The 25907-nt window shown below is 67.6% G+C and carries 24 protein-coding genes; 6 read left to right on the forward strand and 18 right to left on the reverse strand.

The window, feature by feature from the left end; genetic code table 11:
• Positions 1 to 13 precede the first annotated feature (13 nt).
• From IDF66_RS05720 to IDF66_RS05735, 4 genes are all read left to right on the forward strand, one after another.
• Positions 14 to 1984 (forward strand): primary-amine oxidase, encoded by a 1971-nt coding sequence (locus tag IDF66_RS05720; RefSeq protein ID WP_190265999.1) that lies wholly within the window; start codon positions 14 to 16, stop codon positions 1982 to 1984.
• A 49-nt stretch (positions 1985 to 2033) separates the two neighbouring features.
• A complete protein-coding gene (locus IDF66_RS05725) occupies positions 2034 to 3503 on the forward strand; it encodes an NAD-dependent succinate-semialdehyde dehydrogenase (protein WP_190266000.1) in 1470 nt (489 codons plus the stop codon).
• Between the two features lie 66 nt (positions 3504 to 3569).
• Positions 3570 to 4118 carry a YdcF family protein gene (locus IDF66_RS05730; protein WP_190266001.1) on the forward strand — a complete coding sequence of 183 codons (549 nt, stop codon included), beginning with the start codon at positions 3570 to 3572 and terminating at the stop codon, positions 4116 to 4118.
• Between the two features lie 127 nt (positions 4119 to 4245).
• The gene (locus IDF66_RS05735; RefSeq protein WP_190266002.1) at positions 4246 to 5166 is read left to right on the forward strand and encodes a type IV toxin-antitoxin system AbiEi family antitoxin; all 921 of its coding nucleotides are present in this window, start codon (positions 4246 to 4248) and stop codon (positions 5164 to 5166) included.
• Positions 5167 to 5253: 87 nt separating this feature from the next.
• On the opposite strand, the gene IDF66_RS05740 is transcribed toward IDF66_RS05735, so the two are convergent.
• Entirely contained in the window at positions 5254 to 6417 is a 1164-nt protein-coding gene (locus tag IDF66_RS05740) for an acyl-CoA dehydrogenase (RefSeq protein ID WP_190266003.1), read from the reverse strand.
• 113 nt (positions 6418 to 6530) lie between these two features.
• Entirely contained in the window at positions 6531 to 7265 is a 735-nt protein-coding gene (locus tag IDF66_RS05745; protein WP_190266004.1) for a TetR family transcriptional regulator, read from the reverse strand.
• A gap of 177 nt (positions 7266 to 7442) precedes the next feature.
• Between IDF66_RS05745 and IDF66_RS05750 the strand changes: the two genes are divergently transcribed.
• Positions 7443 to 9503, forward strand: coding sequence for an acyl-CoA dehydrogenase family protein (locus IDF66_RS05750; protein WP_190266005.1), 2061 nt, complete (start codon positions 7443 to 7445; stop codon positions 9501 to 9503).
• Between the two features lie 16 nt (positions 9504 to 9519).
• Here IDF66_RS05750 and IDF66_RS05755 read toward each other — a convergent pair whose 3' ends face one another.
• From IDF66_RS05755 to IDF66_RS05795, 9 genes are all read right to left on the reverse strand, one after another.
• Positions 9520 to 10197: a DUF3093 domain-containing protein gene (locus IDF66_RS05755; RefSeq protein ID WP_317628601.1), complete on the reverse strand. Its 678-nt coding sequence runs from the start codon at positions 10195 to 10197 to the stop codon at positions 9520 to 9522.
• A gap of 11 nt (positions 10198 to 10208) precedes the next feature.
• Positions 10209 to 10625, reverse strand: a complete 417-nt coding sequence (locus IDF66_RS05760; protein ID WP_164310892.1) for a hypothetical protein — start codon at positions 10623 to 10625, stop codon at positions 10209 to 10211.
• Positions 10612 to 11379 carry an MATE family efflux transporter gene (locus tag IDF66_RS05765; protein WP_190266006.1) on the reverse strand — a complete coding sequence of 256 codons (768 nt, stop codon included), beginning with the start codon at positions 11377 to 11379 and terminating at the stop codon, positions 10612 to 10614. Before IDF66_RS05765 ends, IDF66_RS05760 begins: the two co-directional genes overlap by 14 nt.
• Positions 11380 to 11617: 238 nt before the next feature.
• On the reverse strand, positions 11618 to 12595 hold the full coding sequence (gene hemB / locus IDF66_RS05770) for a porphobilinogen synthase (protein WP_190266007.1): 978 nt from the start codon (positions 12593 to 12595) through the stop codon (positions 11618 to 11620).
• A gap of 85 nt (positions 12596 to 12680) precedes the next feature.
• Entirely contained in the window at positions 12681 to 14381 is a 1701-nt protein-coding gene (locus IDF66_RS05775; RefSeq protein ID WP_190266008.1) for a bifunctional uroporphyrinogen-III C-methyltransferase/uroporphyrinogen-III synthase, read from the reverse strand.
• A gap of 113 nt (positions 14382 to 14494) precedes the next feature.
• Entirely contained in the window at positions 14495 to 15451 is a 957-nt protein-coding gene (gene hemC, locus IDF66_RS05780) for a hydroxymethylbilane synthase (protein WP_317628602.1), read from the reverse strand.
• Positions 15448 to 16806, reverse strand: a complete 1359-nt coding sequence (locus tag IDF66_RS05785; protein WP_164310888.1) for a glutamyl-tRNA reductase — start codon at positions 16804 to 16806, stop codon at positions 15448 to 15450. Before IDF66_RS05785 ends, hemC begins: the two co-directional genes overlap by 4 nt.
• On the reverse strand, positions 16803 to 17588 hold the full coding sequence (locus IDF66_RS05790; RefSeq protein WP_190266009.1) for a redox-sensing transcriptional repressor Rex: 786 nt from the start codon (positions 17586 to 17588) through the stop codon (positions 16803 to 16805). The genes IDF66_RS05785 and IDF66_RS05790 overlap by 4 nt, the downstream gene beginning before the upstream one ends.
• A 191-nt stretch (positions 17589 to 17779) precedes the next feature.
• Positions 17780 to 18049, reverse strand: a complete 270-nt coding sequence (locus tag IDF66_RS05795; protein WP_164310886.1) for a glutaredoxin family protein — start codon at positions 18047 to 18049, stop codon at positions 17780 to 17782.
• Between the two features lie 283 nt (positions 18050 to 18332).
• Between IDF66_RS05795 and IDF66_RS05800 the strand changes: the two genes are divergently transcribed.
• Positions 18333 to 19418 carry an HAD family hydrolase gene (locus tag IDF66_RS05800; RefSeq protein ID WP_164311154.1) on the forward strand — a complete coding sequence of 362 codons (1086 nt, stop codon included), beginning with the start codon at positions 18333 to 18335 and terminating at the stop codon, positions 19416 to 19418.
• A gap of 86 nt (positions 19419 to 19504) precedes the next feature.
• Here IDF66_RS05800 and IDF66_RS05805 read toward each other — a convergent pair whose 3' ends face one another.
• The 7 genes from IDF66_RS05805 to IDF66_RS05835 all read right to left on the reverse strand — a co-directional run bounded on the left by IDF66_RS05805 (position 19505) and on the right by IDF66_RS05835 (position 25884).
• Positions 19505 to 20668 (reverse strand): zinc-binding dehydrogenase, encoded by a 1164-nt coding sequence (locus IDF66_RS05805; protein WP_190266010.1) that lies wholly within the window; start codon positions 20666 to 20668, stop codon positions 19505 to 19507.
• A gap of 56 nt (positions 20669 to 20724) precedes the next feature.
• Positions 20725 to 21918, reverse strand: a complete 1194-nt coding sequence (locus IDF66_RS05810; protein WP_223309338.1) for a lysophospholipid acyltransferase family protein — start codon at positions 21916 to 21918, stop codon at positions 20725 to 20727.
• Between the two features lie 175 nt (positions 21919 to 22093).
• On the reverse strand, positions 22094 to 23149 hold the full coding sequence (locus IDF66_RS05815; protein ID WP_190266012.1) for an NAD-dependent epimerase/dehydratase family protein: 1056 nt from the start codon (positions 23147 to 23149) through the stop codon (positions 22094 to 22096).
• A 126-nt stretch (positions 23150 to 23275) separates the two neighbouring features.
• Positions 23276 to 23377, reverse strand: coding sequence for a 30S ribosomal protein bS22 (locus tag IDF66_RS05820; RefSeq protein ID WP_003402602.1), 102 nt, complete (start codon positions 23375 to 23377; stop codon positions 23276 to 23278).
• 243 nt (positions 23378 to 23620) lie between these two features.
• Positions 23621 to 23854: a helix-turn-helix domain-containing protein gene (locus tag IDF66_RS05825; RefSeq protein ID WP_161061838.1), complete on the reverse strand. Its 234-nt coding sequence runs from the start codon at positions 23852 to 23854 to the stop codon at positions 23621 to 23623.
• A 189-nt stretch (positions 23855 to 24043) separates the two neighbouring features.
• Positions 24044 to 24913, reverse strand: coding sequence for a pyrroline-5-carboxylate reductase (gene proC, locus IDF66_RS05830; RefSeq protein WP_164310883.1), 870 nt, complete (start codon positions 24911 to 24913; stop codon positions 24044 to 24046).
• A 113-nt stretch (positions 24914 to 25026) separates the two neighbouring features.
• Positions 25027 to 25884: a thioesterase family protein gene (locus IDF66_RS05835; RefSeq protein ID WP_190266013.1), complete on the reverse strand. Its 858-nt coding sequence runs from the start codon at positions 25882 to 25884 to the stop codon at positions 25027 to 25029.
• Positions 25885 to 25907 lie beyond the last annotated feature (23 nt).

Genomic DNA, 25907 nt, shown 5'->3' on the forward strand with positions numbered 1-25907 from the left:
AAGGAGACCGCCCATGACGGACACGGCAGCTCAGGCAGCAGATTTCGGACACCCGCTCGATCCGCTCGACGCCGACGAGTTCCGGGCTGTCGCGGCCCTTCTCGCGCACGAGCACGACGTCGGCGACGGCTGGCGGATCGCCTCGATCGAACTCGCCGAACCGACGAAGGCCGAGCTCGCGGCGTACGCGGCCGACGGCACCGTGCCGGCGCGCCGGGCCGTCGTCATCTGTCTTGACTCCGGGCAGAATGCCACCTACAAGTCATTTCTCACTCTCGGCACGGATCCCGACGTACCCGGCACCGTCGATTCCTTCGACCATCTGCCGGGCGTCCAGGCGAATTTCACCGTCGACGAGTTCGAGGAATGCGATCGTGTCCTGCGGGCGCATCCCGATGTGCAGGCTGCGCTGGAGCGTCGCGGCATCACCGACCTCGACAAGGTCTTCATGGACACCTGGACCTATGGCGGCGCGGTGATCCCCAAGGAGTTCGAGGGGCGCCGACTCGGCTGGTCGGACACCTGGGTCAAGGATGCCGACGGCGCGAATCCCTACGCCAATCCCGTTGCGGGACTGCATTGTGTGATCGACGTGAACACCATGGAGCTGTTGCGCATCGAGGACAGCGGCGGATTCGAGCAGGCGGAGGTGATGGGCGAGTACGTGCCCCGCCACATTCCGCAGCGTATCCGCGACGAGTCCCGCCGTCCGCCTCTGAAGCCGCTCGAGATCACCCAGCCCGAGGGTCCGTCGTTCACCCTCGAGGGCAACCTGCTGAGGTGGCAGAACTGGTCGTTGCGGGTCGGTTTCAACTATCGCGAGGGCATGACGCTGCACACCGTCAGCTATCACGATGCCGGACGGGAACGCAGTGTCGCGCATCGCCTCTCGTTCGCCGAGATGATGGTCCCCTACCGGGACCACTGCGAAGACCATTACCGCCGCACCGCATTCGACATCGGCGAGTGGGGACTCGGCTTCATGACCACCTCATTGGAGCTCGGCTGCGACTGCCTCGGCGAGATCCGCTACCTCGACGCCGTGCTCCACGACAGCGCAGGCGAGCCGTTCACCATCACCAACGCCATCTGCATCCACGAGGAGGACAACGCGGTCCTCTGGAAGCACGTCGACCACGACGCCGGTGCCGAGGTCCGGCGAATGCGCCGCCTCACGGTGAGTTCCCATGTCACCGTGGCCAATTACGAGTACCTCGTCTACTGGCGGTTCTATCAGGACGGCAACATCGAGTGCGAGGTGCGGGCCACCGGCATCATGGTCACCACCCCGATGCCACCCGGTGTGACGTCGAACCCGCACGGCACCACCGTCGACAACCGTACCTACGCACCGTTTCACCAGCATTTCCTGGTCGCCCGGCTCGACCTCGACATCGACGGCACCGACAACACCGTCTTCTCGTCGGAGACCGTCGCCGAACCGATGGGTCCCGGCAACCCGCTCGGGTTGTCGCTGATCCAGCAAAACATCGCGTTGCGCACCGAGTCGGAGGGCATGCAGAACATGAACTTCGCGACGCAGCGGGCGTGGAAGGTCGCCAACACCAACGTCACCACGGCGCTGGGGCACCACCCCGCCTACAAGCTGGTACCCACCGGCGCGCTACCGCCCATGTTCGATCCGGCGTCGCCGATCTTCCGGCGGGCGACGGTGATCGGCCACACCCTGTGGGTGACCCCGAATCAGCCCGATGAGCGTTGGCCGGCAGGCGAGTTCGTGAACCAGTCGGATCACGACACCGGGCTCGGTGAATGGACCAAGGCCGATCGTCCGATTCTCGACACCGACGTCGTGCTCTGGTACACCTTCGGCATCCATCACATCACCCGCCCCGAGGACTGGCCGGTGATGCCGGTGGACACGGTCTCGTTCTGGCTCAAGCCCTTCGGCTTCTTCGATCGGAACCCGGCGCTCGACGTCGAGCCCTCGCCGGGTTCGCACAGCTGCCACGGCGACGACTGATCGCTGCCCCGCACCTGCTCGCACGCAACTGACAAGGATGTGAGATCCGATGAGCAACAACGACGTGGTGGACCCGCAGGCCGTTCTCGACGGCGTCCCGACCGGACTCTGGATCGACGGCGCGTCGGTGCCGTCGACGGCAGGCGGGACATTCGCCGTGTACGACCCGGCCACCGAGGAGGAGCTGGTGTCGGTGGCCGACGCGACGGTCGAGGACGCGCGCCTGGCGCTCGACAAAGCGGTGGCGGCGGCCGACGACTGGGCGGCCACCCCACCGCGCGAGCGTGGCGAGATCCTTCGCCGGGCGTTCGAGCTGCTCACCGACCGCGCCGACGACCTCGCGTTGCTGATGACGCTCGAGCTCGGCCGGGCACTGCCCGACAGTGCCGCGGAAACCAAGTACGGCACCGAGTTCCTGCGGTGGTTCGCCGAGGAGGCGGTGCGCATCGACGGCCGGTTCACGCGATCACCTGCGGGCACCGGGCGCATCCTCGTCTCGCACGCGCCGGTGGGGCCGTGCCTGGCGATCACCCCGTGGAACTTCCCGCTGGCGATGGGCACCCGCAAGATCGGGCCGGCGCTGGCCGCCGGGAACGTGATGCTGGTGAAGCCCGCACACGAGACGCCGCTGACGATGCTGGCACTCGCCGAGGTGTTCGCCGAGGCCGGGCTGCCCGGCGGCGTGTTGTCGGTGCTGCCGACGAGCAGTTCCGGCGACCTGTCCACGGCCATCATCACCGATGACCGGATCCGCAAGATCAGCTTCACCGGCTCCACCCCGGTCGGCCGGAACCTGCTGGGGCAGGCGGCCGAACGCGTGCAGCGTACGTCGATGGAGCTGGGCGGCAACGCCCCGTTCCTGGTGTTCGACGACGCCGACGTCGACGCCGCGGTCGAGGGTGCGTTCGCAGCGAAGATGCGCAATGGCGGAGAGGCCTGCACGGCGGCCAACCGATTCCTGGTGCAGGCGGGTGTTGCCGAGGAGTTCACCGCCAAGCTGACCGAGAAGATGTCGTCGGCGCGCCTCGGCCCCGGCTACCAATCCGGGATCACGCTCGGGCCGCTGGTCAGCGCCAAACAGCGCGACAAGGTTGCCGAGGCCGTCGACGGCGCCGTCGGCGACGGCGCGCGAGTCCGGCTGGGCGGCAAGGTGCCCGAGGGCAAGGGCTTCTTCTACCCGGCAACCGTGCTCGATCAGGTCGACGCGTATGCCCCGGTGACCCGGGGCGAGATCTTCGGTCCGGTCGCCGTGATCAGCACCTTCGAGTCCGAATCCGACGCCGTGAAGGCCGCCAATTCCACCGAATACGGACTCGCCTCGTATTTCTACAGCCGCGACCTCGACCGCTGCATGCGTGTCGCGGAAGCCCTCGATTCGGGCATGGTGGGCGTCAACCGGGGCGTGATCTCCGACCCCGCCGCACCGTTCGGCGGTGTCAAGCAATCAGGCATCGGACGCGAGGGCGGCAGTGAGGGCATCGAGGAGTATCTGTCGGTGAAGTACATCGCGCTCACCTGACCGGCGCTCCCGGGCCGTTGACGTGCGTTCCGTGCATGACACCGTGAATTTTGTACACTCGTGCACATGCGTGTCAGGGTCACCGCCGTTCTCGTATCACTCGTCGCCGCACTGGGCCTCACGGTCGCCGCGCCTGCCCAGGCCGCGCCGGGTCCGGGTAGTTCCGATCTGTTGTCGCCCAACAGCCTGTTCCTCTGGCAGAGCCCGCCGACGCGCTACATCGTCGTGCTCGGGGCGAAGATGGGGACCTTCGGACAGACGCCCGGCATCCTCGAGCAGCGGATGAACGTCGCCGCCGGGCTCGCCAAGTCCCATCCGTTCAACCGCATGATCGTCTCCGGAGGCAACACCTGGTGGCTACCGGTGTCGGAGGCGCAGTTCATGAACGTCGGCCTGCTGCGGCGCGGTGTGCCGGTCTGGCAGATGGTCAACGAGGGTGCGTCCACCAGCACCGTCCAGAACGCCGGCAACACGGTCGGCATGCTCAAGGCGATGGGCGCCTCGGGTGCGCTGATCGTCACCAACGGTTTCCACATGCCGCGCGCCATGAAGGATTTCCGCGACGCGGCCGCCAAGGCACACGTTCGTCTCGACTTCCGTCCCGCATACGCCTGACCATTTCAGGAACCCACTTCTCGCGACAGACCGTTGACGCGCGAAAGGTCTTTTGCGAGAAGTCGGGTCTCTCCGTCTCGTGAGCCGCAGATGCAACCGGCGGCAGGTCCGGTGCGTCTGATATCGCATGGACGGTTTCGCATCACTGCAGGGCGCGGCCACTCGTGCTGAACTGATCTCCGCCGGCTATGCCGACCACGAGATCCGGGCGGCGCTTCGGGCCGGCGTGCTGACCGCGCTCGGGGCCGGGGTGGTCATCCCGGCAGACTTGCTCGACGGTACCCCGGAACAACAGCATCGCGAGCTCGCACTGGCACGGGCCCGCTGCACTGCGACGCCTGGCCGTGCCCTGGCCGGCGCGTCTGCGGCCGCAGTGCTCGGGCTCCCGGTATGGGGCCTCGACACCAGCCGCGTCGCCATGGTCGAGAACGGCACAAAGTCGCGGTCCAGATCGACCGGCGTCATGCGCGTGGTGTCGGATCGGCGTCCCGCCTCGACGGTCGTGGTCGGCGGCGTACCGGTACTCGCACCCGCACGGGTCGTCGTCGACATCGCCCGGCGATCGCCACGGATTCCTGCGATCGCGCTCGGAGATGCGGCGCTGCAGGCCGAGTTGTGCAGTCCCGACGATCTGGCGAACGAACTGGACCTGATCACCGGGATGGCCGGCGCGGCCAGTGCCAGACGGATCATCGGCGAACTCGACGGCGCGGCCGAATCGGTTCTGGAATCGCGCAGCCGCATCGAGATCCTCGACGCCGGGCTGCCCGCGCCCGAACTCCAGGTGGATCTCTACGACGCATGGGGCAAGTGGGTCGCGAGGGTGGACTTCTACTGGCCGCGGCATCGGGTCGTCGGCGAGAGCGACGGGAAGTCGAAGTACTCGGGGGCAGACGGTGACGGCCGCCTGCTCTACGAAAAGGGGCGGACCGATGCGCTCGTCGAGATCGGCAACCGCGTGATCCACTGGGGCTGGGACGACGTCGACCAGCGCGTGCGCTTGATCGCACGACTCACGACGATGTTGTCGGTGTCGAAGGCATCGTGACGACAAAGAAACCTCACCTGGCGCCAGGGACCTTCCGCGTGACGGCGGTCTGTGGCGACAGGTGAGGTTTCCGATGCAGGGGAAGGGTCAGCGCAGCAGCGCGCGACTCATGACGACGCGCTGGATCTGGTTGGTGCCCTCGTAGATCTGGGTGATCTTGGCGTCACGCATCATGCGCTCGACCGGGAAGTCGCGGGTGTAGCCCGCGCCGCCGAAGAGCTGCACGGCGTCGGTGGTGACCTCCATGGCGACGTCGGAGGCGAAGCATTTGGACGCCGCGGAGATGAATCCGAGGTTCTTCTCGCCGCGCTCGGCGCGCGCAGCCGAGGTGTAGACCATCAGGCGAGCGGCCTCGACCTTCATCGCCATGTCGGCGATCATGAACTCGACGCCCTGGAACTTGCTGATCGACTGACCGAACTGCTTGCGGTCCTTGACGTATTCGATCGCCTTGTCGAGCGCACCCTGCGCGATACCGACGGCCTGCGCGCCGATGGTGGGGCGGGTGTGGTCGAGCGTCTGCAGCGCGGTCTTGAAACCGGTGCCCTCATCGCCGACGATCCGGTCCTCGGGAATGGTGCAGTCCTCGAAGTAGAGCTCGGCGGTCGGTGACCCCTTGATGCCCAGCTTCTTCTCCAGCGGTCCGACGGTGAAGCCCGGATCATCCTTGTGCACCATGAACGACGAGATGCCGTTGGCGCCCTTCTCCGGATCGGTCACGGCCATCACGGTGTACCAACTCGACTTGCCACCATTGGTGATCCAGCACTTGGAGCCGTTGAGCATCCAGCTGCTGCCGTCCTTGCGCGCGCGGGTCTTCATCGAACCGGCGTCGGAGCCGGCCTCACGCTCGGACAGTGCGTAGGACGCCATGGCCTCACCGGACGCGATCGACGGCAGCACCTGCTTCTTCAGCTCGTCGGAGCCGTTGAGGATCAGGCCCATGGTGCCGAGCTTGTTCACGGCCGGGATCAGCGACGACGACGCACACACGCGCGCGACCTCTTCGATGACGATGCAGGCGGCGACGGAGTCGGCACCCTGACCGTCGTACTCCTCTGGCACGTGGATCGCGTTGAAACCGGACGCGACGAGTGCGTCGAGGGCCTCCTGCGGGAACCGCGAGTTCTCATCGACGTCCGCGGCGTGCGGTTCGATCTCCTTCTCGGACAAGGCACGGATCGCCTCGCGCAGCGCCACGTGCTCCTCGGGCAGTTCGAAGACGTTGAATTCCGGGTTACCGAATCCCATGATCTCTCCTTACAGGTCTGTGCACTGGGCATGGGGATGACACTGCGTGCCATCGGATAAGTCGAGGCTAACGCACTGCGGCACTCAGTGCCAAGCTGTCCTCACGCTTTCTGTCATTGTCCGCGATGTCGCTGCTCGGCACCCAGTTGTTCGGCGACCTGCCGCGCTATCTCATCCGCCGACGTCCCCGACGGGTAGGTGACCACCGACACCACCGCCCCGGCATCGACCACCGCACCGGTCGATCCGGATTCCTCTGCCGGCGCGGACGCAGCGAAGCTTGCGCGCACCCGTCCGAGTTCGGCGCGCAACCGCTCCATCGTGGCGTCGGCGTCGCCGCGGATCATCGACCGCAGCAAGTAGTTGTGGGCGCCCGTGATCGCAGCCGCGTACGCGACGACACGCACCGGAGACTCCCCCGGCAACCGGGCGCGCAGGAAGTCCTCGAAGAGCCGCTGATATCGATAGGTGGTCACCAGTTCGCGGTCGCGGAGCGCCGGCACCTCCTGCACCACCCGGAACCGTCGTACGGCCAACTCATGGGTGTCCCGGAAGTGCGCGAACACCTGCTCCGCGGCCGAGCACACCACGACCCACGGATCGCCGTCGGCGCCCTCGAGATGCGCGGCCACCTGCGCCAGGAGCGCCTCGTGGTCGGCGAAGATGACATCTTCCTTGGCGCCGAACTGCCGGAAGAAGGTGCGCCTCGAGATGCCCGCGGCCACGGCGATCTGCTCCACCGTCGTCGATTCATAGCCCTGCTCGGAGAAGAGCCGGATCGACTCGGCGACCACGTGGACACGAAAGTCCGCCGGATCGGGGCTGATCGCATCCGTTGCCGTCGACATGGGTTCAGTATCGCCGACGCGCCCACCTTCCCGCTTCCGGCCGCACATACACCCCACTGGCCGCACTCCGATCCCGAGCCGGAACACGAAGGTGCGGCCAGAAACACAGATCGCACCGGGGGTAGCAGCCGCCACAAACCCCTCAACCCGCGCCGGTCCGGTACGTAACGTAGGGGCATGGCAACTCCCATCGAGAGTCCCTCCACCACCGTCGCGGAGACCGACGTCACCGACGACCCCGAGGCCGTCACCCCACCCACCGACGACCTGACGTCCGACGAGCGTGCGCTGCTCGTCGACAACCTCAGGTACGTCCTCGACGGACGGTGGCGCGCGACCCGCGACCTGGTCCGTGAGAGCGCCGATCGTTCCGATCTCCTCCCCGATCCGTCCCGCACCCTCGACGAGGCCCGCACGCGCATCCTCGCGGAGATGCGCGAGTTGGCACAGAACGGTTTCGCCGCAGCCGGATTCGCGGCCGACCACGGCGGCTCCGGCGACGTCGGCGCATCCATCACGGCCATCGAGATGCTCGGGTACGCGGACTTGTCGCTGATGGTCAAGGCCGGCGTCCAGTGGGGACTGTTCGGCGGTGCCGTCGAGAACCTGGGGACGGCGCGCCACCACGATCGCTACGTCACCGCCATCATCAACCTGGATCTGCTCGGCTGTTTCGCGATGACCGAGACCGGCCACGGCTCCAATGTGCAGGCGCTGGAGACGACGGCGACCTACGACGCCGCGACCGAGGAGTTCGTCATCGACTCGCCGACACCGTCGGCGCGCAAGGACTACATCGGCGGCGCAGCCGAGCACGCCCAGGTGGCCGCGGTGTTCGCCCAGCTCATCACCGGCGGTCCGGGCGAGGAGCCGTCGAGCCGCGGCGTGCACTGCTTCGTGGTGCCGATCCGCGACGAGAACGGCGACGATCTGCCCGGCGTGACCACCAGTGACTGCGGATACAAGGGCGGACTCGCCGGTGTGGACAACGGCCGGATCACCTTCGACCAGGTACGCGTCCCTGCGGAGAACCTCCTGAACCGCTACGCCGACGTCGAGGCCGACGGTACGTACACCTCGCCCATCGAGAATCCGAACCGCCGCTTCTTCACCATGCTCGGCACGCTGATCCGAGGCCGGGTCAGTGTCGCCGCCACCGCCGGCGCGGCCGGTCGCAAGGCCCTGACCCTGGCAACGCGATATGGGTTGGTGCGCAAGCAGTTCGAGGCCCCTGAGGGGACCGACGAGATCGTCGTGATGGACTATCTGGCGCATCAGCGCAAGCTGCTGCCACTGATCGCGAAGTCGTATGCGATCGCCTGCGCGCAGAACGAACTCACCTCCGAACTCCACGAGGTGCAGTCGGGCAGCGCCGGCAGCGGGCCGGATGGCCGTCCGGCCGACGATTCGGATGCCGGCCGTCAGCGGCAGCTGGAGAGTGACGCCGCCGGACTCAAGGCGTACGCCACCTGGCACGCCTCGCACACGATCAACGTGTGTCGTGAAGCATGCGGCGGCGCAGGCTATCTCGATGAGAACCAGCTCTCGATCATGCGCGGCGACATCGATGTCTTCACCACCTTCGAGGGCGACAACACCGTGCTGACCCAGCTCGTCGGCAAAGAGCTGCTGTCCGCCTATGCCGACGATGTCCAAGGCCTCTCGACGGCAGGTTGGGTGCGGTTCGTCGTGGGGATGGCTCGCGACGTGGTGGTCGAGAAGACCGCCGCGCGCCAGGTGGTGCAGACCTTGCTCGAGGGCTCCGACGAGGACACCGAGAAGTCGAACCTGACCAACCGCGGCACCCAGATCCGGCTGTTCCGCAACCGGGAGGACCACCTGATCCGTACCTGCGCGCAACGTCTGCGGGTCGCCCTCGACGACGGCAACGACGCGTTCGAGGTGTTCAACAACGCCCAGGACCATTTGCTCAAGGTCGGGCGGGCCCGCACCGAACGCGTCGTGCTCGAGGCATTCATCCAGGCCATCAACGACTGTGATTCACGCTCGGCGGCGGAGGTTCTGGGCAAGGTGTGCGATCTGTTCGTGTACTCGGCCCTCGAGAGCGACCTGTCGTGGTTCCTGATGCACCGCCAGGTGTCCGTGGAGCGTGCCAAGGCGATCCGCCGCGGCGTCAACGAACTGTGTACGGAGCTGCGGCCGCACGCGCGGAGCCTCGTCGACGCCTTCGGGGTGCCTGAGGAACTGCTCGGCGCCGCCATGCTGTCGAACGGCTGAGGGACGAGAGACGGGCTCAGCTGTCGTCGCGTCGGCCGCGCGGCGGCAGCCCCATCTGCGCGGCCTGGTGTGCGACGGTCAGTTCGTCGCGGAACCGCCCGACGTCGCGGGCCCACGCCTGGGCGAGCCCGCCGTCGGCGAGCTTCACGCCGACACCCTTGCGGCGGCGGGGCACGGCGGGGAGTTCACCCAGCGCCCGTGCACTCTCCCACGTCTGATGTTCCGGACCGTTGTTCTCGGGATAGATCTTCGCGATGTCGGTCAACGGCAGCTTGCGCGTGCCCTGCTGCAGGGTCACCTCGGTGAGGCGGACGCTGACATGGGTGCGGGCCGCGTGGACCTGCACGAGGGAGAAGCCGACGAGGATCACCGCGAAGATCATCATCACCGGCCAGTGGACCTGGCCGGGTCCGGCGATCTCCGTCGCGAGTACGGCGCCGATCAGGATCGGGCCGATCGACACCACCCACCAGCTGCCACCGGGTTCGTAGAACAGCACCTCGCCCTCGTCCACCGCCTCGGCAGTGTCGTCGTCGGTCGCGGTGTCGTCGGCGGCCGCGGTGTCGGTGTCGTCGGTGTCAGCGGTGTCGTCGGCGGCCTCAGCCGTGGCGTCTGCCGCGTCAGCAGCGGTCTCCGCGACGTCGGGGATCTCGTTAGCCTCGTCGTCGGGGCGCGACTCGTCCGGTTCGGTCACGTCGGGGCGGCTCACTTCTTGCTGGGCTTCGGCGGATTGGTGGCGGCGTACCAGGCCTCGGATTCCGGGCGGTAGGCCAACAGGGAGCCGAACAGACCCACCAGCGCCGCCACCAACGCGAACGCCAGGATCGGGAGTCCGAAGCTCACGATCAGCAGCATGATGACCACCACCAGGGTCAATGCAGAGAGCGATGACCGCCACCGGGCGTCTCCGACGAAGGCCTTGCTCCCGATGAGGAAGTAGCAGACACCGATGACGGCCACGATGATGCCGACACCGATGGGCAGCAGGGTCGGGCCCGAGGAGACGATGCCCAGCACGATGAACAGGACTCCGAGCGCGACGAGAAGTCCACCCGACACCGTCCAGCACCGATAGGCCCAGACGACGAGTTTCGGTCGCTCGGCGGGATCAGGACTCACCACGTGATTCGTTTCCTTCGTTCGACTGCGGACGCGTGGACTGGGGCTCCGGAGGAGAGTGTTGCCCGTCACCATACGGCCACGATTGCGGCGTTGCCCTGTGGTGGTCTCCTGGACTCGGCGACCACTGCGGCCCGCCTGTGGGCGGTCCCGGCTGGTGTTGTGGCTGTTGAGGATGGTGGGGGTGCTGCGAGTACTGGGGATGTGGCGGGTACTGGGGATGTTGCGGGTACTGGGGTGGCTGCGGTGGGCGTTTCCGGTGAGCGGCCATGTCGCGGCAGTACTGCTCGGATTCCCGACGGAGCAGGAGCACCGACGCACCGACGCCCGCGACCCCGCTGATGATCATCGGGATCATCACCCATCGCGGCGCGACGTCGCCGAACAGACTGAACACCAGATTGACCGTGATGAACACGCCCATGGCGGCCACGATCAGGCGCGCCCAGTTGTAGCCGTTGCGGGTCAGCAGGACCAGGCCGGCGGAGACGACCGTCAGCGCGACGCCGAAGATCGCGAGGACGACGATCAGGGTTCCGTTCGATGTGAGGAGGTCGACCTGCTCACGCGGAGTGTCGGCGGGCAGGGTCCGGATCTGCCGGTCCCACGCGTCCCGCAGTGACGGGTACTGGCCGATGAACGCGACGATCTGACCGATGATCACCACCGCCCACAGCTCGGTGGCGATGGACATGGCGTCCGGGCGATCGGGCCGTGTGCCCTGATCGGGTGGCGCCGGCTGAGTCGGTGCGGTCATGGCTCCAGGGTAATGAATGGCCGAACGCGCTCACCATGTCGATCGCGCCCAGATCTCCGGGAACCGATCGCGTCGGGCAGGCCTATGCCAACCAGCCCGCGACCTCGGTTGCCCACCAACCACACGCGGCAGGCCTATGCCAACCAGCCCGCGACCTCGGTTGCCCACCAACCACACGCGGCAGGCCTATGCCAACCAGCCCGCGACCTCGGTTGCCCACCAACCACACGCGGCAGGCCTATGCCAACCGGCCCGCGACCTCGGTTGCCCAATACGTGAGGATGATCGAGGCGCCTGCACGCTTGATCGAGGTCAGTGATTCGAGGATGGCCCCATCGCGGTCGATCCAGCCACGTTCTGCGGCCGCGGTGATCATCGCGTACTCGCCGCTGATCTGATACGCCGCCACCGGGACGTCGGCGATCTCAGCGGCATCCCGGACGATGTCGAGGTAGCTCATCGCGGGTTTGACCATCACGAGGTCGGCGCCCTCCTCGAGGTCGAGGCGGATCTCGCGCAGTGCCTCGATCCGATTCGAGGCGTCCTGCTGGTACGTCCGGCGATCCCCTTCCAACGACGACCCGACGGCCTCGCGGAACGGGCCATAAAAGGCCGACGCGTACTTGGCGGCGTAGGCCAGGATGCCGGTGTCGGTGAGCCCCTCGGCGTCGAGACCGGCGCGGATCGCGGCGACCTGACCGTCCATCATGCCGCTGGGGCCGAGTAGGTGGGCACCCGCGCGAGCCTGGGCCAGCGACATGGACACATACCGGTCCAGGGTGGCGTCGTTGTCGACCCGCCCACGGTCGTCGATGACCCCGCAGTGCCCGTGATCGGTGAACTCGTCGAGACACGTGTCGGCCATCAGCACGGTCGAGTCGCCGAGGTCGGCCGACAATGTCCGCAGGGCGCGATTGAGCACGCCTTCCGGATCGTCGGCGCCCGATCCGACGGCGTCCTTGTCGTCGGGGGCCGGGACACCGAACAACATCAGCCCCCCGACACCGGCGCGGACCGCCTCGTCGGCAGCCTTGCGCATTGAGTCGGGCGTGTGCTGGACGACGCCGGGCATCGACGAGATCTCGCGCGGCTCGTCGATGCCGTCGGCGACGAACATCGGCAGGACCAGATCCTGCGGTGCGACCACGGTCTCGGCCACCAGGCGCCGCAGCGCCGGAGTGGACCGCAGTCGGCGGGGACGGATCACCGGTGCCATGGACGCATCCTCCTTTGGTTGCGAGCCCTTCGAGACGCTTCGCTCCTCAGGGAACGGCTCACGCTTCGCTCCTCAGGGAGCGGGTTCAGGACCGCGACCGCCGCGACTTCTTCCGCGGAGGCGGCAGCGCGCCCTCGGCACGCAGTCGCGCGGCGTGCTCGGCGAGTGCGTCCACCAGTTCGGACACCGAGGCGCTCTCCGGCTGCACGTCCACGCGCAGACCGAATTCCGTTGCGGTCTCGGCAGTCTTGGGGCCGATGCACGCAACAATGGTGCGCGCGTGCGGCTTTCCGGCGATACCGACGAGGTTGCGGACGGTGGAGCTCGAGGTGAAGCACACGGCGTCGAAGCCACCGGTCTTGATCATCTCGCGCGTCTCGGCGGGCGGCGGTGCGGCCCGGACGGTGCGGTATGCGGTGACGTCATCGATCTCCCAACCGCGTTCACGCAGCCCTTCCGACAGGGTCTCGGTTGCGATGTCCGCGCGGGGCAACAGGATTCGGTTCACCGGATCGAAGACGTCATCGTACGGCGGGAAGTCGTCGAGCAGTCCGAGCGAGCTCTGCTCGCCGGAGGGAATGAGCTCGGGCTGGATGCCGAAGGTACGCACCTTCTCCGCGGTCGCCTCGCCGACGCAGGCGATCTTGACACCGGAAAAGGCCCGGGCGTCGAGACCGAACTCGGCGAACTTCTCCCAGACGGCGCGCACCGCGTTGGTGGAGGTGAACACCACCCACTGGTAGCGGCCGTCCACCAATCCCTTGACAGCCCTTTCCATCTGGGCCGGACTCCGCGGCGGCTCGACGGCGATCGTCGGTACTTCCTTGGGGATGGCACCGTGCGACTGCAGGCGATCGCTCATGTCGCCGGCCTGATCCTTGGTACGCGGCACCAGCACGGTCCAGCCGTACAGCGCGCGCGATTCCCACCAGGAGAGCTTGCCGCGGTGGCCGACGACCTTGCCGATGGTCAGGATCAGCGGGCCGACGAGCGCGTTGCCCTGTTCGTTGAGCGAGGCCAGCGTCGACTCGATGGTCCGCTGGGCGCACGTGGTGCCGTTGACGGTGATGGCGACCGGGGTCTGGGCGGCCATACCGTGTTCGGTCAGCGCGCTCGCGGTCTCCGCGAGGTGTCCGGCGGTGGCGTGCAGCACCAATGGGCCGGGGGCCGCGGCGAGCGCCGCCCAGTCGACCCCCTCCGACCGCACGTCGGCCTCGGTGTGACTGGATCCGAGCGGCATGCCTGCGTAGCTCGGCACCACGGACGCGGCGGGGAGTCCGGGCAGAACCTCGAACTGCACCGACGACCGCGCCACGGCATTCACCTCGGCGAGCACCGAGTCGGTGGTGAGGGGATCCCCCGAGACCACTCGCACCACATCGTCGCCCGCCCTGGCGGCTGCCACGAGGGTCTTGGCGACCTCGGCCGGATCGCCGAGGGCCGGATGGACCACCGATGTCTCGTCCGAGTCGCCCGCGACGTCGGGGTCGGCGGCCTTCGAGGTTTCGGCGTCAGTCGGATCGGACTTGCCCGGGTCGTCCGTGGTGGCGGCGTCCTTGGTGGCGTCCTTGCCCGTCTTCTTGCCCGACCGCGTCGACGACTCGGACTCGACGCGATTGGCCGCGCCGATCATGTCGACCACACCGGCCGGGACGTCGGGATCGATGTAGGCCGTGGTGGCCTTCTCGATGACGTTTCGGGCGCGCACGGTCAGCAGGTCGGGGTCACCTGGTCCCGACCCGACGAACAGGATCCGTCCCGGATTGACCTTTTTCGTACGGCTCATGAGTTCGCACTCTCCTGCCCCTGTCGGAGCTGCAGTTCTCTCTGCTACCGGAGTTGCGAGGGTGAGTGGGCTCGATTGTCGCGACCCGCTCACCAAGGGCGCCGAGGGCGCCGCTAGGCTTGCGAACCGCGGCCGACGAGCACGCCCGCTCCCAGCTCCAGCAGTTCGGCGGCGAGATCCTTGCCGAGTTGCTCTGCACGATCGACGGGTCCCACCACCGAGGCACGGATCACGTCCGATCCGTCCTCGGCCGCCACTGCCGCGCGGAGCGACAGTTCGGCGAAGATGCGCCCGTCGTCGTCGATCGACTCGACCACCTCGGCGATCGCTCCGACCGGGGCGGTGCACCCGGCCTCGAGGGCCGCGAGCACCGATCGCTCGGCGTCGATCGCCGTATGTGTGGACGCGTCGTCCAACTCGGCGAGTATTCTCACCAGTTCGGCATCGTCGGAGCGGCACTCCACGGCCAAGGCCCCCTGTGCCGGCGCCGGTAGCATGACCACCGGCTCCAGGGCCTCGCTGACCTCATCGGCCCTGCCGATGCGTACCAGACCGGCCCTGGCGACCACGACCGCGTCGAGTTCACCGCTGGCGACTTTGCCCAACCGAGAGTCAAGGTTGCCTCGTAGGGGGCGGATTTCCAAACCGAGACCCAATGCTCTAAGCTGTGCCGCCCGGCGCGGCGCCGAGGTCCCCACCGTGGACCCGGGAGGCAGTTCCCCGAGCACCATCCCATCCCTGCTGACCAGTGCATCTCTGGGATCCTCGCGGGGCGGGACGGCGGCGATGGTCAGTCCGGATTCGGGTGCCGTCGGCAGATCTTTGTACGAATGGATCGCGACGTCGATCTCGTCGTTGTGGAGCGCGACGCGGATCGCCGTGGTGAACACCCCGACACCGATCTCGGCCACCGGCGCCTGTGAGGCATCACCGGCGGTGCGGATGATGACCAACTCGGCCGGGTGCCCGGCGGCGACCAAGGCATCGGCGACGGTCTGGGCCTGGGTGGTGGCCAGCAACGAACCACGGGTCCCGATCCGGATCACGGTGCTGTCGGCTCCCGCGCTCACTGCTCGGTCCGGCCGGCGTCGCCCATCTCCGGCGCCGAGACCGATTCCGCGGCACCGGGTCTGAGCTCGAAGAGTTCGCGCAGCGCCTCGGCGTAGTGGTCGCCGTTCGGGGTCGAGGCGAGTTGCTTCACCCGGACGGTCGGGGCGTGGAGAAGCTTGTCGACGACGCGTCGCACCGTCTTGGCGACCTCATCGCGCTGCGGGTCGTCGAGGCCGGGCAGTCGGGTCTCGAGGCGCAGGATCTCCGCCTCCACCACGTCGGCGGCGCGCTGACGCAGCGCGGCGACGGTCGGGGTCACCTCGGCCTGACGCTGGTGGGTCAGGTAGTCGGCGAGTTCGGCGGCCACGATGGACCGCGCGGCGTTGGTGTCGTTCTCCGCGGCCTGGGTCTCGGCATCTCCACGCAGGCCCTCGATGTCGACGACGTGGACGCCGGGCAGCCGTCCGGCAGCCGGGTCGACGTTGCGTGGCAGCCCGAGGTCGCAGATGACCAGCGGGCGCCCATCGGTCCGGGCGGCGAGCGCCGAGTGCACCTCGCCGACGCTGACCACAGTTCCGACCGATCCGGTGCAGGTGACCACGACGTCGGCGACGGCCATCGCGGCCGGCAGCTCGTCCAATCCGGCACCGCGAACCGCGATGCCGTGATTGGCGGCGATGTTGCCTGCGAGGTGTTCGGCGTTGGCGACGGTGCGGTTGACCACGACGAGATCGCGGACACCTTCGCGGGCGAGCTGTGCGGTCGCGAGGCCGCCCATCGCCCCGGCACCGACCACGACGGCCGAACGCAGCCCCGAGGTGGCCTCGGTGCCCTCTGAGCCGGACAGAACGGCCTGCGCCCGATGCAGGGCCACCGAGACGACGGAGGCGCCCGCCCGGTCGATCCCCGTCTCGGTATGGACGCGCTTGCCGACGCGCAGCGCCTGCTGCGCGAGTTCGTGCATGACCCGGCCGGTTGACTGATTCGCATCCGCGTCCAGATAGGCGTTGCGGATCTGCCCGAGGATCTGCTGCTCGCCGACGACCAGCGAGTCGAGGCCGGCGGCGACGGTGAAGAGATGTTCGACGGCCGCCTCCGAGTAGCGGACGTAGGCGTGGCGGGTCATCTCGGTGACCGTCATCCCCGAGTGGTCGCCGAGAACCGCGCCGACCGCTTCGAGTGCGGGGTGGAACGCGTCGACCACCGCGTAGATCTCCACACGGTTGCACGTCGAGACGAGCATCGCCTCGGAGATGGCCCGCGACGACAGCAGTGCGTCGACGAGCTTGGGCCGATCGTGGTCGGAGACCGCCAACCGCTCGAGCACCTCCACGGGTGCACTGCGGTGCGAGACCCCGAACAACAAAACACTCACGCCGTCACCGTTTCCTCACCCGTGGGTGAGCCCATTCGATTCATGCGGGCCCCACCCATCGCGGGTTTCCTGTTCGACGCACGCACACCCGTCGTCCGGCCGGCCGAGGCCGACCCGGGACGCGTTCGCGTCGCGTTGAACGCCAACACCTGTAGCTCCAAGGCTAGATCAACCTGTCGGACGACAACATCGGAGTCCGTCCTCAGTGTCATCTGAGTGACGTTGAGCAGTTGCCGGACCCCGGCCCCGATGAATGCGTCGCACGCGTCCTGAGCGGTGGTGTCGTCGGTCGCGATGACCCCGATCTCGATCGTGTCGGCGCCGTGACCTGCGCAGACATCAGAGATCGTGGACAATGGCGCGATCACCGGACCACCCGGCTCGATGACGCTGCCGATCAGGGTCGGGTCTGCGTCGAACATCGCCACGACCCGGAATCCGTGACCGAATCCGGCGTGTGCGAGCAGTGCACTGCCGAGCCTGCCCGCCCCGGCGAGCGCCACCGCGTGCGCGCTGTCGGTGTGCAGGGCGAGGGAGATCCGTGCCGTCAGCCGTCCGACGTCATAGCCGACCCCGCGCACACCGTTGGCGCCCACATGGGACAGGTCTTTACGCAGGATCGCCGAGTTGACGCCGGCAGCCGTGGCCAGCTGAAGGCTCGAGGCCACCAGAACGCCCTGCTCGCTGAAGGACCGAAGCACGTGAAGATAGGTGGCCAGGCGGGTCACCGTCGGTTCCGGGATGTCCGGGCTCACCGCGGGCGTGTCGTCCGCCGAGGACATGGACACCGAGTTGTCGGATGTGGGGGCCTCAGGGCCTGTCGCGCCGCCGCTCACGGTCTGGTCATCCTCCTCCGGCCGTCGGCGGAAACCACCCGCCATCCCCCATCCAGATCCCCGTACCGGACCTCAGCGTATACCGCAGGAGAACCTCGTCCGCCCCGGCCCACCGAGTCCCGTCAGCCTCACTGTTCTCAGCCGTCACGCCTCGCCAGATCGGCGCGCAGGCGGGGCTCGTCGATCTCCCAGTAGCTGTGTTCGTCGCCGTCGAGCAGCAGCACCGGCAGCCGGTCGCCGAACTCCGCTCGCACCGTGGGATCGCCGTCGGCGGCGGCCCGATCCACGTCCACTTCGTCGAACCCGGTCCCGAGTTCGGAGCAGATCCTGGTCAGGTCGGCTCGTGCGGTGGCGCACGCCGAACAATCTGCTCGCGTGAGCAACGTCAACGGTTTGGCGCCCTCCATCGATCACCTCCATCGCGGCCGCGTGGTCGTGCTGGTTCCGTCAGCCTTCTCACAGCGCCAGTGTGACACCCTCACGATCGGGCCCGACTAGTCTGGACCGTGGCTACTGTGGACATCCGGAGACGGAACCGAAGGCGTGGGAGGTTGACCTGTGGGCGAAGCTCCGGACGGCGCCGGGAGCGAAGCGAGCGGGCCACAGCACCACGGCGCCGGGAGCGAAGCGAGCGGGCCCCAGGGTGACGGCGCCGGGAGCGGGCCCCAGAGTGACGACACCGATGCCACCATCCCGGCCCTCGATGAGACCGCGCTCGACGGTGAGGACTGGGAGACCCACGCCCAAAGCATCGATCCGTCCGGAACCGGCGGCGACGACGGGCTCGACGACTCGCGCGACGACGACACCGTCGACGATGACGAGGACGCCTCACGGGTCGCCACCTGGATCTCCGAACGTGCCCGGGCCACCAGCGGCCGCTTCCGACAGACGGCTCACGAACTACGTCAGGCCCTCGCCGGCGAGGCGAGCGCCCGGGTCGCCGTCGACACGCTCCGCGCCCGGCCACCGTCGGACGAGGAACCCTCGGAGACCCCGCGGGATCTGACGGCTGCTGCGTTCTTCGACGTCGACAACACTCTTGTCCAGGGCGCGTCGATCATCCATTTCGCCCGCGGCCTGGCCGCACACAAGTACTTCACCTACGGCGACATCCTCGACTTCGCGTGGACGCAGGCGAAATTCCAGATCACCGGCAAGGAGAACCCCGACGATGTCGCGGAAGGTCGCGAGAAGGCACTCTCCTTCATCGCCGGTCGCCAGACCTCGGAGCTGATCCGGCTCGGCGAAGAGATCTACGACGAGTACATCGCCGACAAGATCTGGCCCGGCACAAGGGCTTTGGCACAACGTCATCTGGACGCGGGTCAGCAGGTGTGGCTGGTGACGGCCACGCCGGTGGAACTCGCACAGACGATCGCCGAGCGCCTGGGGCTGACCGGCGCTCTCGGCACCGTCGCCGAGAGTGTCGACGGCGTGTTCACCGGTCGACTCGTCGGCGACATCCTGCATGGTCCAGGCAAGGCGCATGCGGTGCGCGCGCTGGCGATCCGCGAGGGCCTGAACCTCAAGCGCTGCACCGCATATTCGGACTCGCACAACGATGTGCCCATGCTGTCTTTGGTCGGGACGGCGGTGGCGATCAACCCGGACGCCGACCTCCGCGAGGTGGCCAAGGTGCGCGGCTGGGAGATGTACGACTTCCGTACCGCCCGCAAAGCGGCGAAGTACGGCGCGACGACCGCGTTGGTGCTCGGCGCGGCCGGGGCGGGTGCGGCGACCGCGACGAGGTTCTGGCGGCAGGCCAGGGGCTGAGGGCCCAGTTGCTGTCGGCGGGAAATCGGTTGCCGTCGGCGCAGTTTCGGTTGCGTCGACGGGAAATCGGTTGCTGTCAGCGGGGGCTACAGCGTCGCGACATCCGACATCGGATCGATCAGCACCTTGGCGTGATGCTCGGCGCCCGCGAGTGCGTCGAATGCCGCGGCCACCCCACCGAGTCCGACAGTTGCGGTGATCAACGGGCTCGGGTCCACCTCGGCGTCTGCGATCATGTGCAGGGTGTCGCGGAATTCGCCTGGGTCGTAACCGAAGACGAAACGCAGGTCGATCTCCTTGTTGATCGTCATGGCGGGCCGGAAGGTGTCGGGTTGCATACACACACCGACCACGACGACCCGTGACCGGAACGGCGAATGGGACACGATGTCCTCGATGATGCCGGGTACGCCGACACACTCGAACACCACCGGTCCCCGCGGCGTCGCACCGACGCGTTCGGCGAGGCGCATCACCTTCCACCACGGCACACCGCGGATTCGCTGTAGTTCGTGCATCGCGCCGAACGCGGTGTCGAACAAGTCGCTCGCGCGGGTGAGGTAGTTGCGCTTCTCGGTACATGCGTCCCACGGCGACTCGACCGTCGGGTCGACGACAACATCTGCCCCGCAGCGTCGCGCGAGCGCCCGGCGTCCGGCCGAGAGATCGCTGGCCACCACCGATCGGACGCCTGCCGCCTTCAGCATCAGGATCACCGCGAGGCCGATCGGTCCGCAGCCGATCACCACCGCGACGTCACGCTTGCCGACGTCACCGCGCCGGACCGCGTGATGGGCGACCGCCAACGGCTCGGTGAGGGCGGCGAGATCCGCCGTCACGTTGTCGGGCACGGGCATCGTCAGGTCCTCGGCCACCAGCAGCAGGTCGGCGTAGGCGCCCGGCGCATGCACGGACAGACCGGTGAGGTGGGCGTCGTCGCCGTGCTTGATCATCGGCATGGCCACCACCGATGTCCCCGGCGCCCAACGCTTTCGACAACCCGGACCGTAGGCGACCACGTCACCGGTGAACTCGTGCCCCATGACCACCGATTCCGTCGACCGCATGAATCCGCCGTAGCCGACCTCGTCGGCCACGTCGGCGCTGGCGTCGCATTGCGTACGCGCATGGAGGTCGGAGCCACAGATTCCCGCCCTGATCACGCGGATCAGTACCTGCCCAGGTCCCGGCGTCGGTATCGGGAGCTCGACCACCGACAACTCACCGTCGTGGCATGCCACAGCCTTCATCTTCGGCCCCACCCTTCGTCGCCTCGCTGCTGTCTTCCGGCGACGGCCGGGTTCGATCAGCCGAAGTAGACGCTACCGCGACGGCTGAGCATACGGAACAAGGTCTGCTGGATTTCTTCACGGACGTGATCGGTCAGGTCGAAGACCACCATCGGATCGTCGGCGGAACTCTCGCCGTAGGAGCCGGTGTCGATCGGGCGACCGAAGTGGATGTGCCATTTCGACGGCAGCGGGACCACCCCGAGCGGACCGAGCCACGGAAAGGTGGGGGTGACCGGAAAATACGGCAGGCCAAGCACTTTCGCGACCGGCTTGAGGTCGGCGAGCATCGGATAGATCTCTTCGGAGCCCACGATGGAGACGGGGACGATGGGAGCGGCGTTGCGCAGGGCGGTGGTCACGAAGCCACCACGCCCGAACCGCTGCAGCTTGTAGCGGTCCTTGTACAACTTCCCGATGCCCTTGTAACCCTCGGGCCACACCGCGGTCAGTTCGCCTGCCCGCAGCAGCCGGTCGGCATCATGATTGCAGGCCAGGGTCGCACCGATCCGCCGGGCGACCTCGCTGACGCCTGGGGTGTCGAATGCCATGTCCGCCGCCAGAACTCGCAGATGGCGTCCGGTCGGGTGATTGTCCCGCACGGCCAGCGACGTCATTATCGCATCGATCGGGAGCGTGCCCGCGTGGTTCGCCACCAGGAGCGCCCCGCCCTCGGTCGGCAGGTTCTCGATCCCCGAGACCTCGACCCGGAACCACTTCTCATAGACCTGCCGGATCGCCGGGAACCAGACCGACTCGGTGAAGTGCGGATCGAAACCGAACTCGTCGACCTCGTACTCACCGGTCATCCGTTCCCGGATGAACCCGGCGGTCGCGGTCAGAGAATCTGCGACCGCACCTCGGATACCGGAGAGCGAGAAGAGCGGACTCGACCGCGACGGGCCCAGGTGCTCGACGAGCGATTCGGCGGGCAGGCGCACGTCTTCGCTGATCGGTGTCACGGGCGCGGGCGGTAGCCCGAAGCCATCGGTGTTGGGGTGCCCGGTTTGTGCGCCTTGCCCGGAATTCCGTTGCGCCGTCATAGTTCTCGCGGCCGGTCGGGCGCCGGCCGGCTGCTGACTCGGGTGGCGCGCACGGCCTTGTTCACGCGCGGCACGACGGCTCGAATGTGGCGGGTCGACACCGTCGCCCGGCGTCGCGTAGAGCTGGATCACCTTTGCAGTACGTGCGTCGTTGGCGCCACCTGCCAAGAATCTCACCCCTACGTTCCACGTTGTGTTCGAGCCCCGACAGCCACGATGGCATCTCAGCGATTATGCTACGCGCTCACCGGACTGGGTCTGGTGTCCAAGTCTAAGGCCTGGGTCTCGTTCGTGCACGGGTGTGTGCGAAGTCACGCGGCCGAGTCGGGCGCGGCGCCGATGCTCATTGGAGCTGGTGCGCGGCATCGACCACCCGTCGTTCGAGTGACCGCCAGGAGTCGGGCGCGACGACGGCCGACAACCCGCCGCGTTCGATGAAGTCGTCGACGGTCTCCAGTGTCGAAAACCGCGGCGCGAAACCGAGTTCCGAGCGCATCCTGGTGGTGTCGAGGACGCGCCCGTAGGTGAGATATTCGGTCTGGCTGGAACGCAATTTGGCCGACCTGAGGTCCTGGAAAACGCCGGTGATCGGCGCGAGCAGACTGCTCGGCACCGGGAGTTCGATGTGGCCGATACGCCGGATCGCCTGGGTCAACGTCACCACTCCCTCACCGGAGACATTGAAGGTACCGGGCTTGCCGGTGAGGGTCACGTGCTCCATCGCCGCCAGCGCGTCCTCCTCGTGGAGGAACTGCAGCCGCGGTTGATAGCCGATCACGGTCGGCACGATCGGCAACGAGAGGTAGGAGCCCATACGCGTGTTGATCCGTGGCCCCAGCATCGCCTGCGGCCGGACGATGGTGACGTCGATGTCCTGCCGGCGGCGCCCCAGCCCGCGGACGTAGCCCTCGATGTCGAGGAGGTCCCGACCGTACCCGCGTTTCGGCTCACGGCGTGCAGGTGTCTCCTCGGAGAAGTGCGACGGATCGTGCGCACTGGCGCCGTAGACCATCGCGGTCGAGCGCAGGATCAGCCGCTTCACCGATGGACTGCGCTGGCAGGCCGCGCACACCTGCATCGCGCCGACGACGTTGAACTCCTTGATCGCGGCCGAGTGCGGTGCGGTCTCCATGATCGAGGTCGCCGCGTGCACCACGGTGTCGACCTCGTAGCTCGCGATCGCCTTGGCGATCGCCGGTCGCCGGATGTCGAGACGCAGGAACTCGGCGCGACCCATACGGCGCATCAGGTCTTTGCGCGGCAGTCGTGAGTCGACTGCGAGCACCCGCTCGATATCGGGGTTGGCCGCCAACCGCGCCACGAGGTATCCGCCGAGGAAGGTGGACGCCCCGGTGACCAGCACCGTTCGCGGCGTCGCGGTGGCCCGCTCGTCTGACATGCCCCAAGGCTAGCGGGCCGTCACGCGGTCCGCTGCGCGCAGCCGATCAGCTCAGAGGTGCACAAACACGAAGAACCCGCCATGAGCGGGTTCTTCTCGGCAGGTCGCCGGTCGTGGAGCCGACGACTATTTGCCGAGCTTACGACGCTGCACCCGGGTCCGCCGCAGCAATTTGCGGTGCTTCTTCTTCGACATGCGCTTGCGGCGCTTCTTGATCACAGAACCCATCGGGGTGCTTCCTCACGGTTGACGCTTCTATTTCTGACAGTCTGGTGTGCCCAGCCATGCGTGGCGCAGCGCGTAGGCATCAGCACGCGAAGTCCCACATTACCGGTCCCCGGTGGTCAAGCGAAAATCAGGTCGTCAGATGCCACAACTCCCCCGGCCGAGTCGCGCCGACGAGCGCGCTCCGCCGAGGGAGTGGAGATGTCGTTCGGACCGGATGACGTCCGGCGCCCGAGGGACCGGCGATCAGCCGACGTCGAAGTACGAGGTCTCCAGGTAGTCGTGCACGGCCTTGGCATGCACCCGGAACGAGCGGCCGACGCGCACGGCCGGCAACTCGCCGCTGTGCACGAGCCGGTACACCGTCATCTTCGATACTCGCATCAGCGATGCGACCTCGGCGACCGTGAGGAACTGCGACCCCGAGGCCGCATTGCTCACCGCGCCAGTCCTGTCACCAGGCTTTTCTGCAGGTGCCATGAATTACTCATACCTCCGGTGCACGCGTCGCGGCCGCCGGCTTCCCCTCCGGCGGACATCAGACACGCACGTGCTTAAAGGAGCTTAGCGTGGCTGATGTGAAAAAAGCGACGTGAGTTGTGTGAATGTTGCGGCAAATTTTGCGTCAACCCCTACATCCTGGGATTTCGCAGGCCATCGACCACAAATTCAGGGGGTGTCGGAATCGGTCCGACGCCCGTTCGCACCCGACAAACCCTCAACGTCGGGTCGATGTCCGGCCTTCGCACTCGCCTGTGCGCATGCCCGCGTCGCCTCGTAGACGCCGTGCCGAAAGCCGTTGGCCTCGAACTCGCGGATCGCCGCTGCCGTGGTACCGCCGGGTGACGTCACCGCAGCGCGCAGATCGACCGGCGACAGTCCCGATTCGCTGAGGAGCAGACCGGCACCCCTGATGGTCTGCACCGCCATCTCGCTGGCCTGCGGCCGGCTCAGGCCGAGGGCCACACCGGCATCGATCATCGCCTCGGCCATCAGGAAGACGTAGGCGGGCCCGGAGCCGGAGACCGCGGTCACCGCATCCATCTGCTTCTCCGGCACCACTGCGACCTTGCCGACCGATTCGAGGAGCCCCACGACCGCGGCGAGCTGTTCGTCGCCGACGTAACGCCCCGCCGACACCGCCGACATCGCCTCGTTGACCAGCATCGGCGTGTTGGGCATCACCCGGATCACCGGGGTCCCGGCCTGCAGCGCGTTCTCGTACCGGGAGATCGGGATACCGGCCACCAGGGTCACCGTGACACGCTCGGAGTCGGCGCTGTCGTCGGCGCTGGCCAGCTGGCGGAGCACCGAGTCGACATCGTCCGGCTTGATCGCCAGGAACACATAGTGCGCGCCCTCGGCGGCCGAGGCCACGTCGGTGACGAGGACGCCGTACTCGTCGGCGATCTCTTTGGCCCGACTCGACATCCTCTCGGCGACGACGAGGTTCTTGGTCTGTTTGCCGGACTGGATCAAGCCGGCCAGCAGCGCCTCTCCGATCTTGCCGCCGCCCACGATGGCGATGCGTTCGGTCACGAGTGATGCCTTCCTGAAGTCTGATGTGTGAGCTGGTCGCGGTGGGTACCGCGAGCGAATGCTGCCCGGTGTTCCGAGCCCGATGGTCCGGGCCCGGCGCTCCTGGCTCGATGCTAAGAGCGCTGCGGGATGAGGGCGAGTTGTCGCGACTGCGCGACGATCGTCCCGGTCGAGTCCACCACGAGATGGTCTTCCTCGAACATCCCGGGTCCCACCTCTGTGCTGGTCGCGGCGAATCGCAGCCACCCGGGTGCCGGATGACGGCGGATGTAGGTGGTCAATTGGACGGTGGGAGCCCAGCCGAACAACGCCAGGTTCATCACCACCGGTGGCGAGATGTCGCAGACGAGCACGGCGAAGTTCGTATCCGGCTCCCCACCCTTCGGGCGGACCCACCCGCGCACCACGGGCTCACCGGTCTCGCCGCGGGCGATCGGGAAGGTCTCGGGGTCGAGCACGAAATCCAGCGCGGGCCCGAGGTGGTTGACCTCGGCGATCGGTGAATCGTCGAGTGCGATACCGCTGGCCGGTGGCTCGTCGGGCGTTCCGTCGAGCACCGTCGGAGCCGTGTGATGCGGCGCCCCGGCATCAGGGCGCGCGCAGGTGACCGACGACGACACCATCGTCCGACCGCCCTGCACGGCGTCGACTGTCATCACCGTGACCGTCCGGCCGCGCTTGCGCAACAGCACCTCGAGGTCGATAGCCGCGGCGTCCGGGGCGGCGAGGTAGTCACTGCTGATGGCGACCGGGATCTTCGCCGCCTCCGCGTCGTCGTCAGAGGCCCCCTGCGGGGAGAGGTCGGTCAGCGCCTGTCGGGCCGCATGCGCGACGACCATCTGCAGACTGCCGCCGTGCACCTTCGGTCCGATGGTGAACACGGGGTCCATCACCGCGCGGTAGGTGATCCGGTCGTCGCCCGACCTGCCCACCTCGGTGAGGGCCAACACATCGGCCAGCTTCTGGGTCATCGATCCGCTCTCTGGTTCATGTC

Source organism: Gordonia hankookensis (genome assembly GCF_014673215.1).
In the GTDB taxonomy this organism is placed as follows: Bacteria; Actinomycetota; Actinomycetes; order Mycobacteriales; family Mycobacteriaceae; genus Gordonia; species Gordonia hankookensis.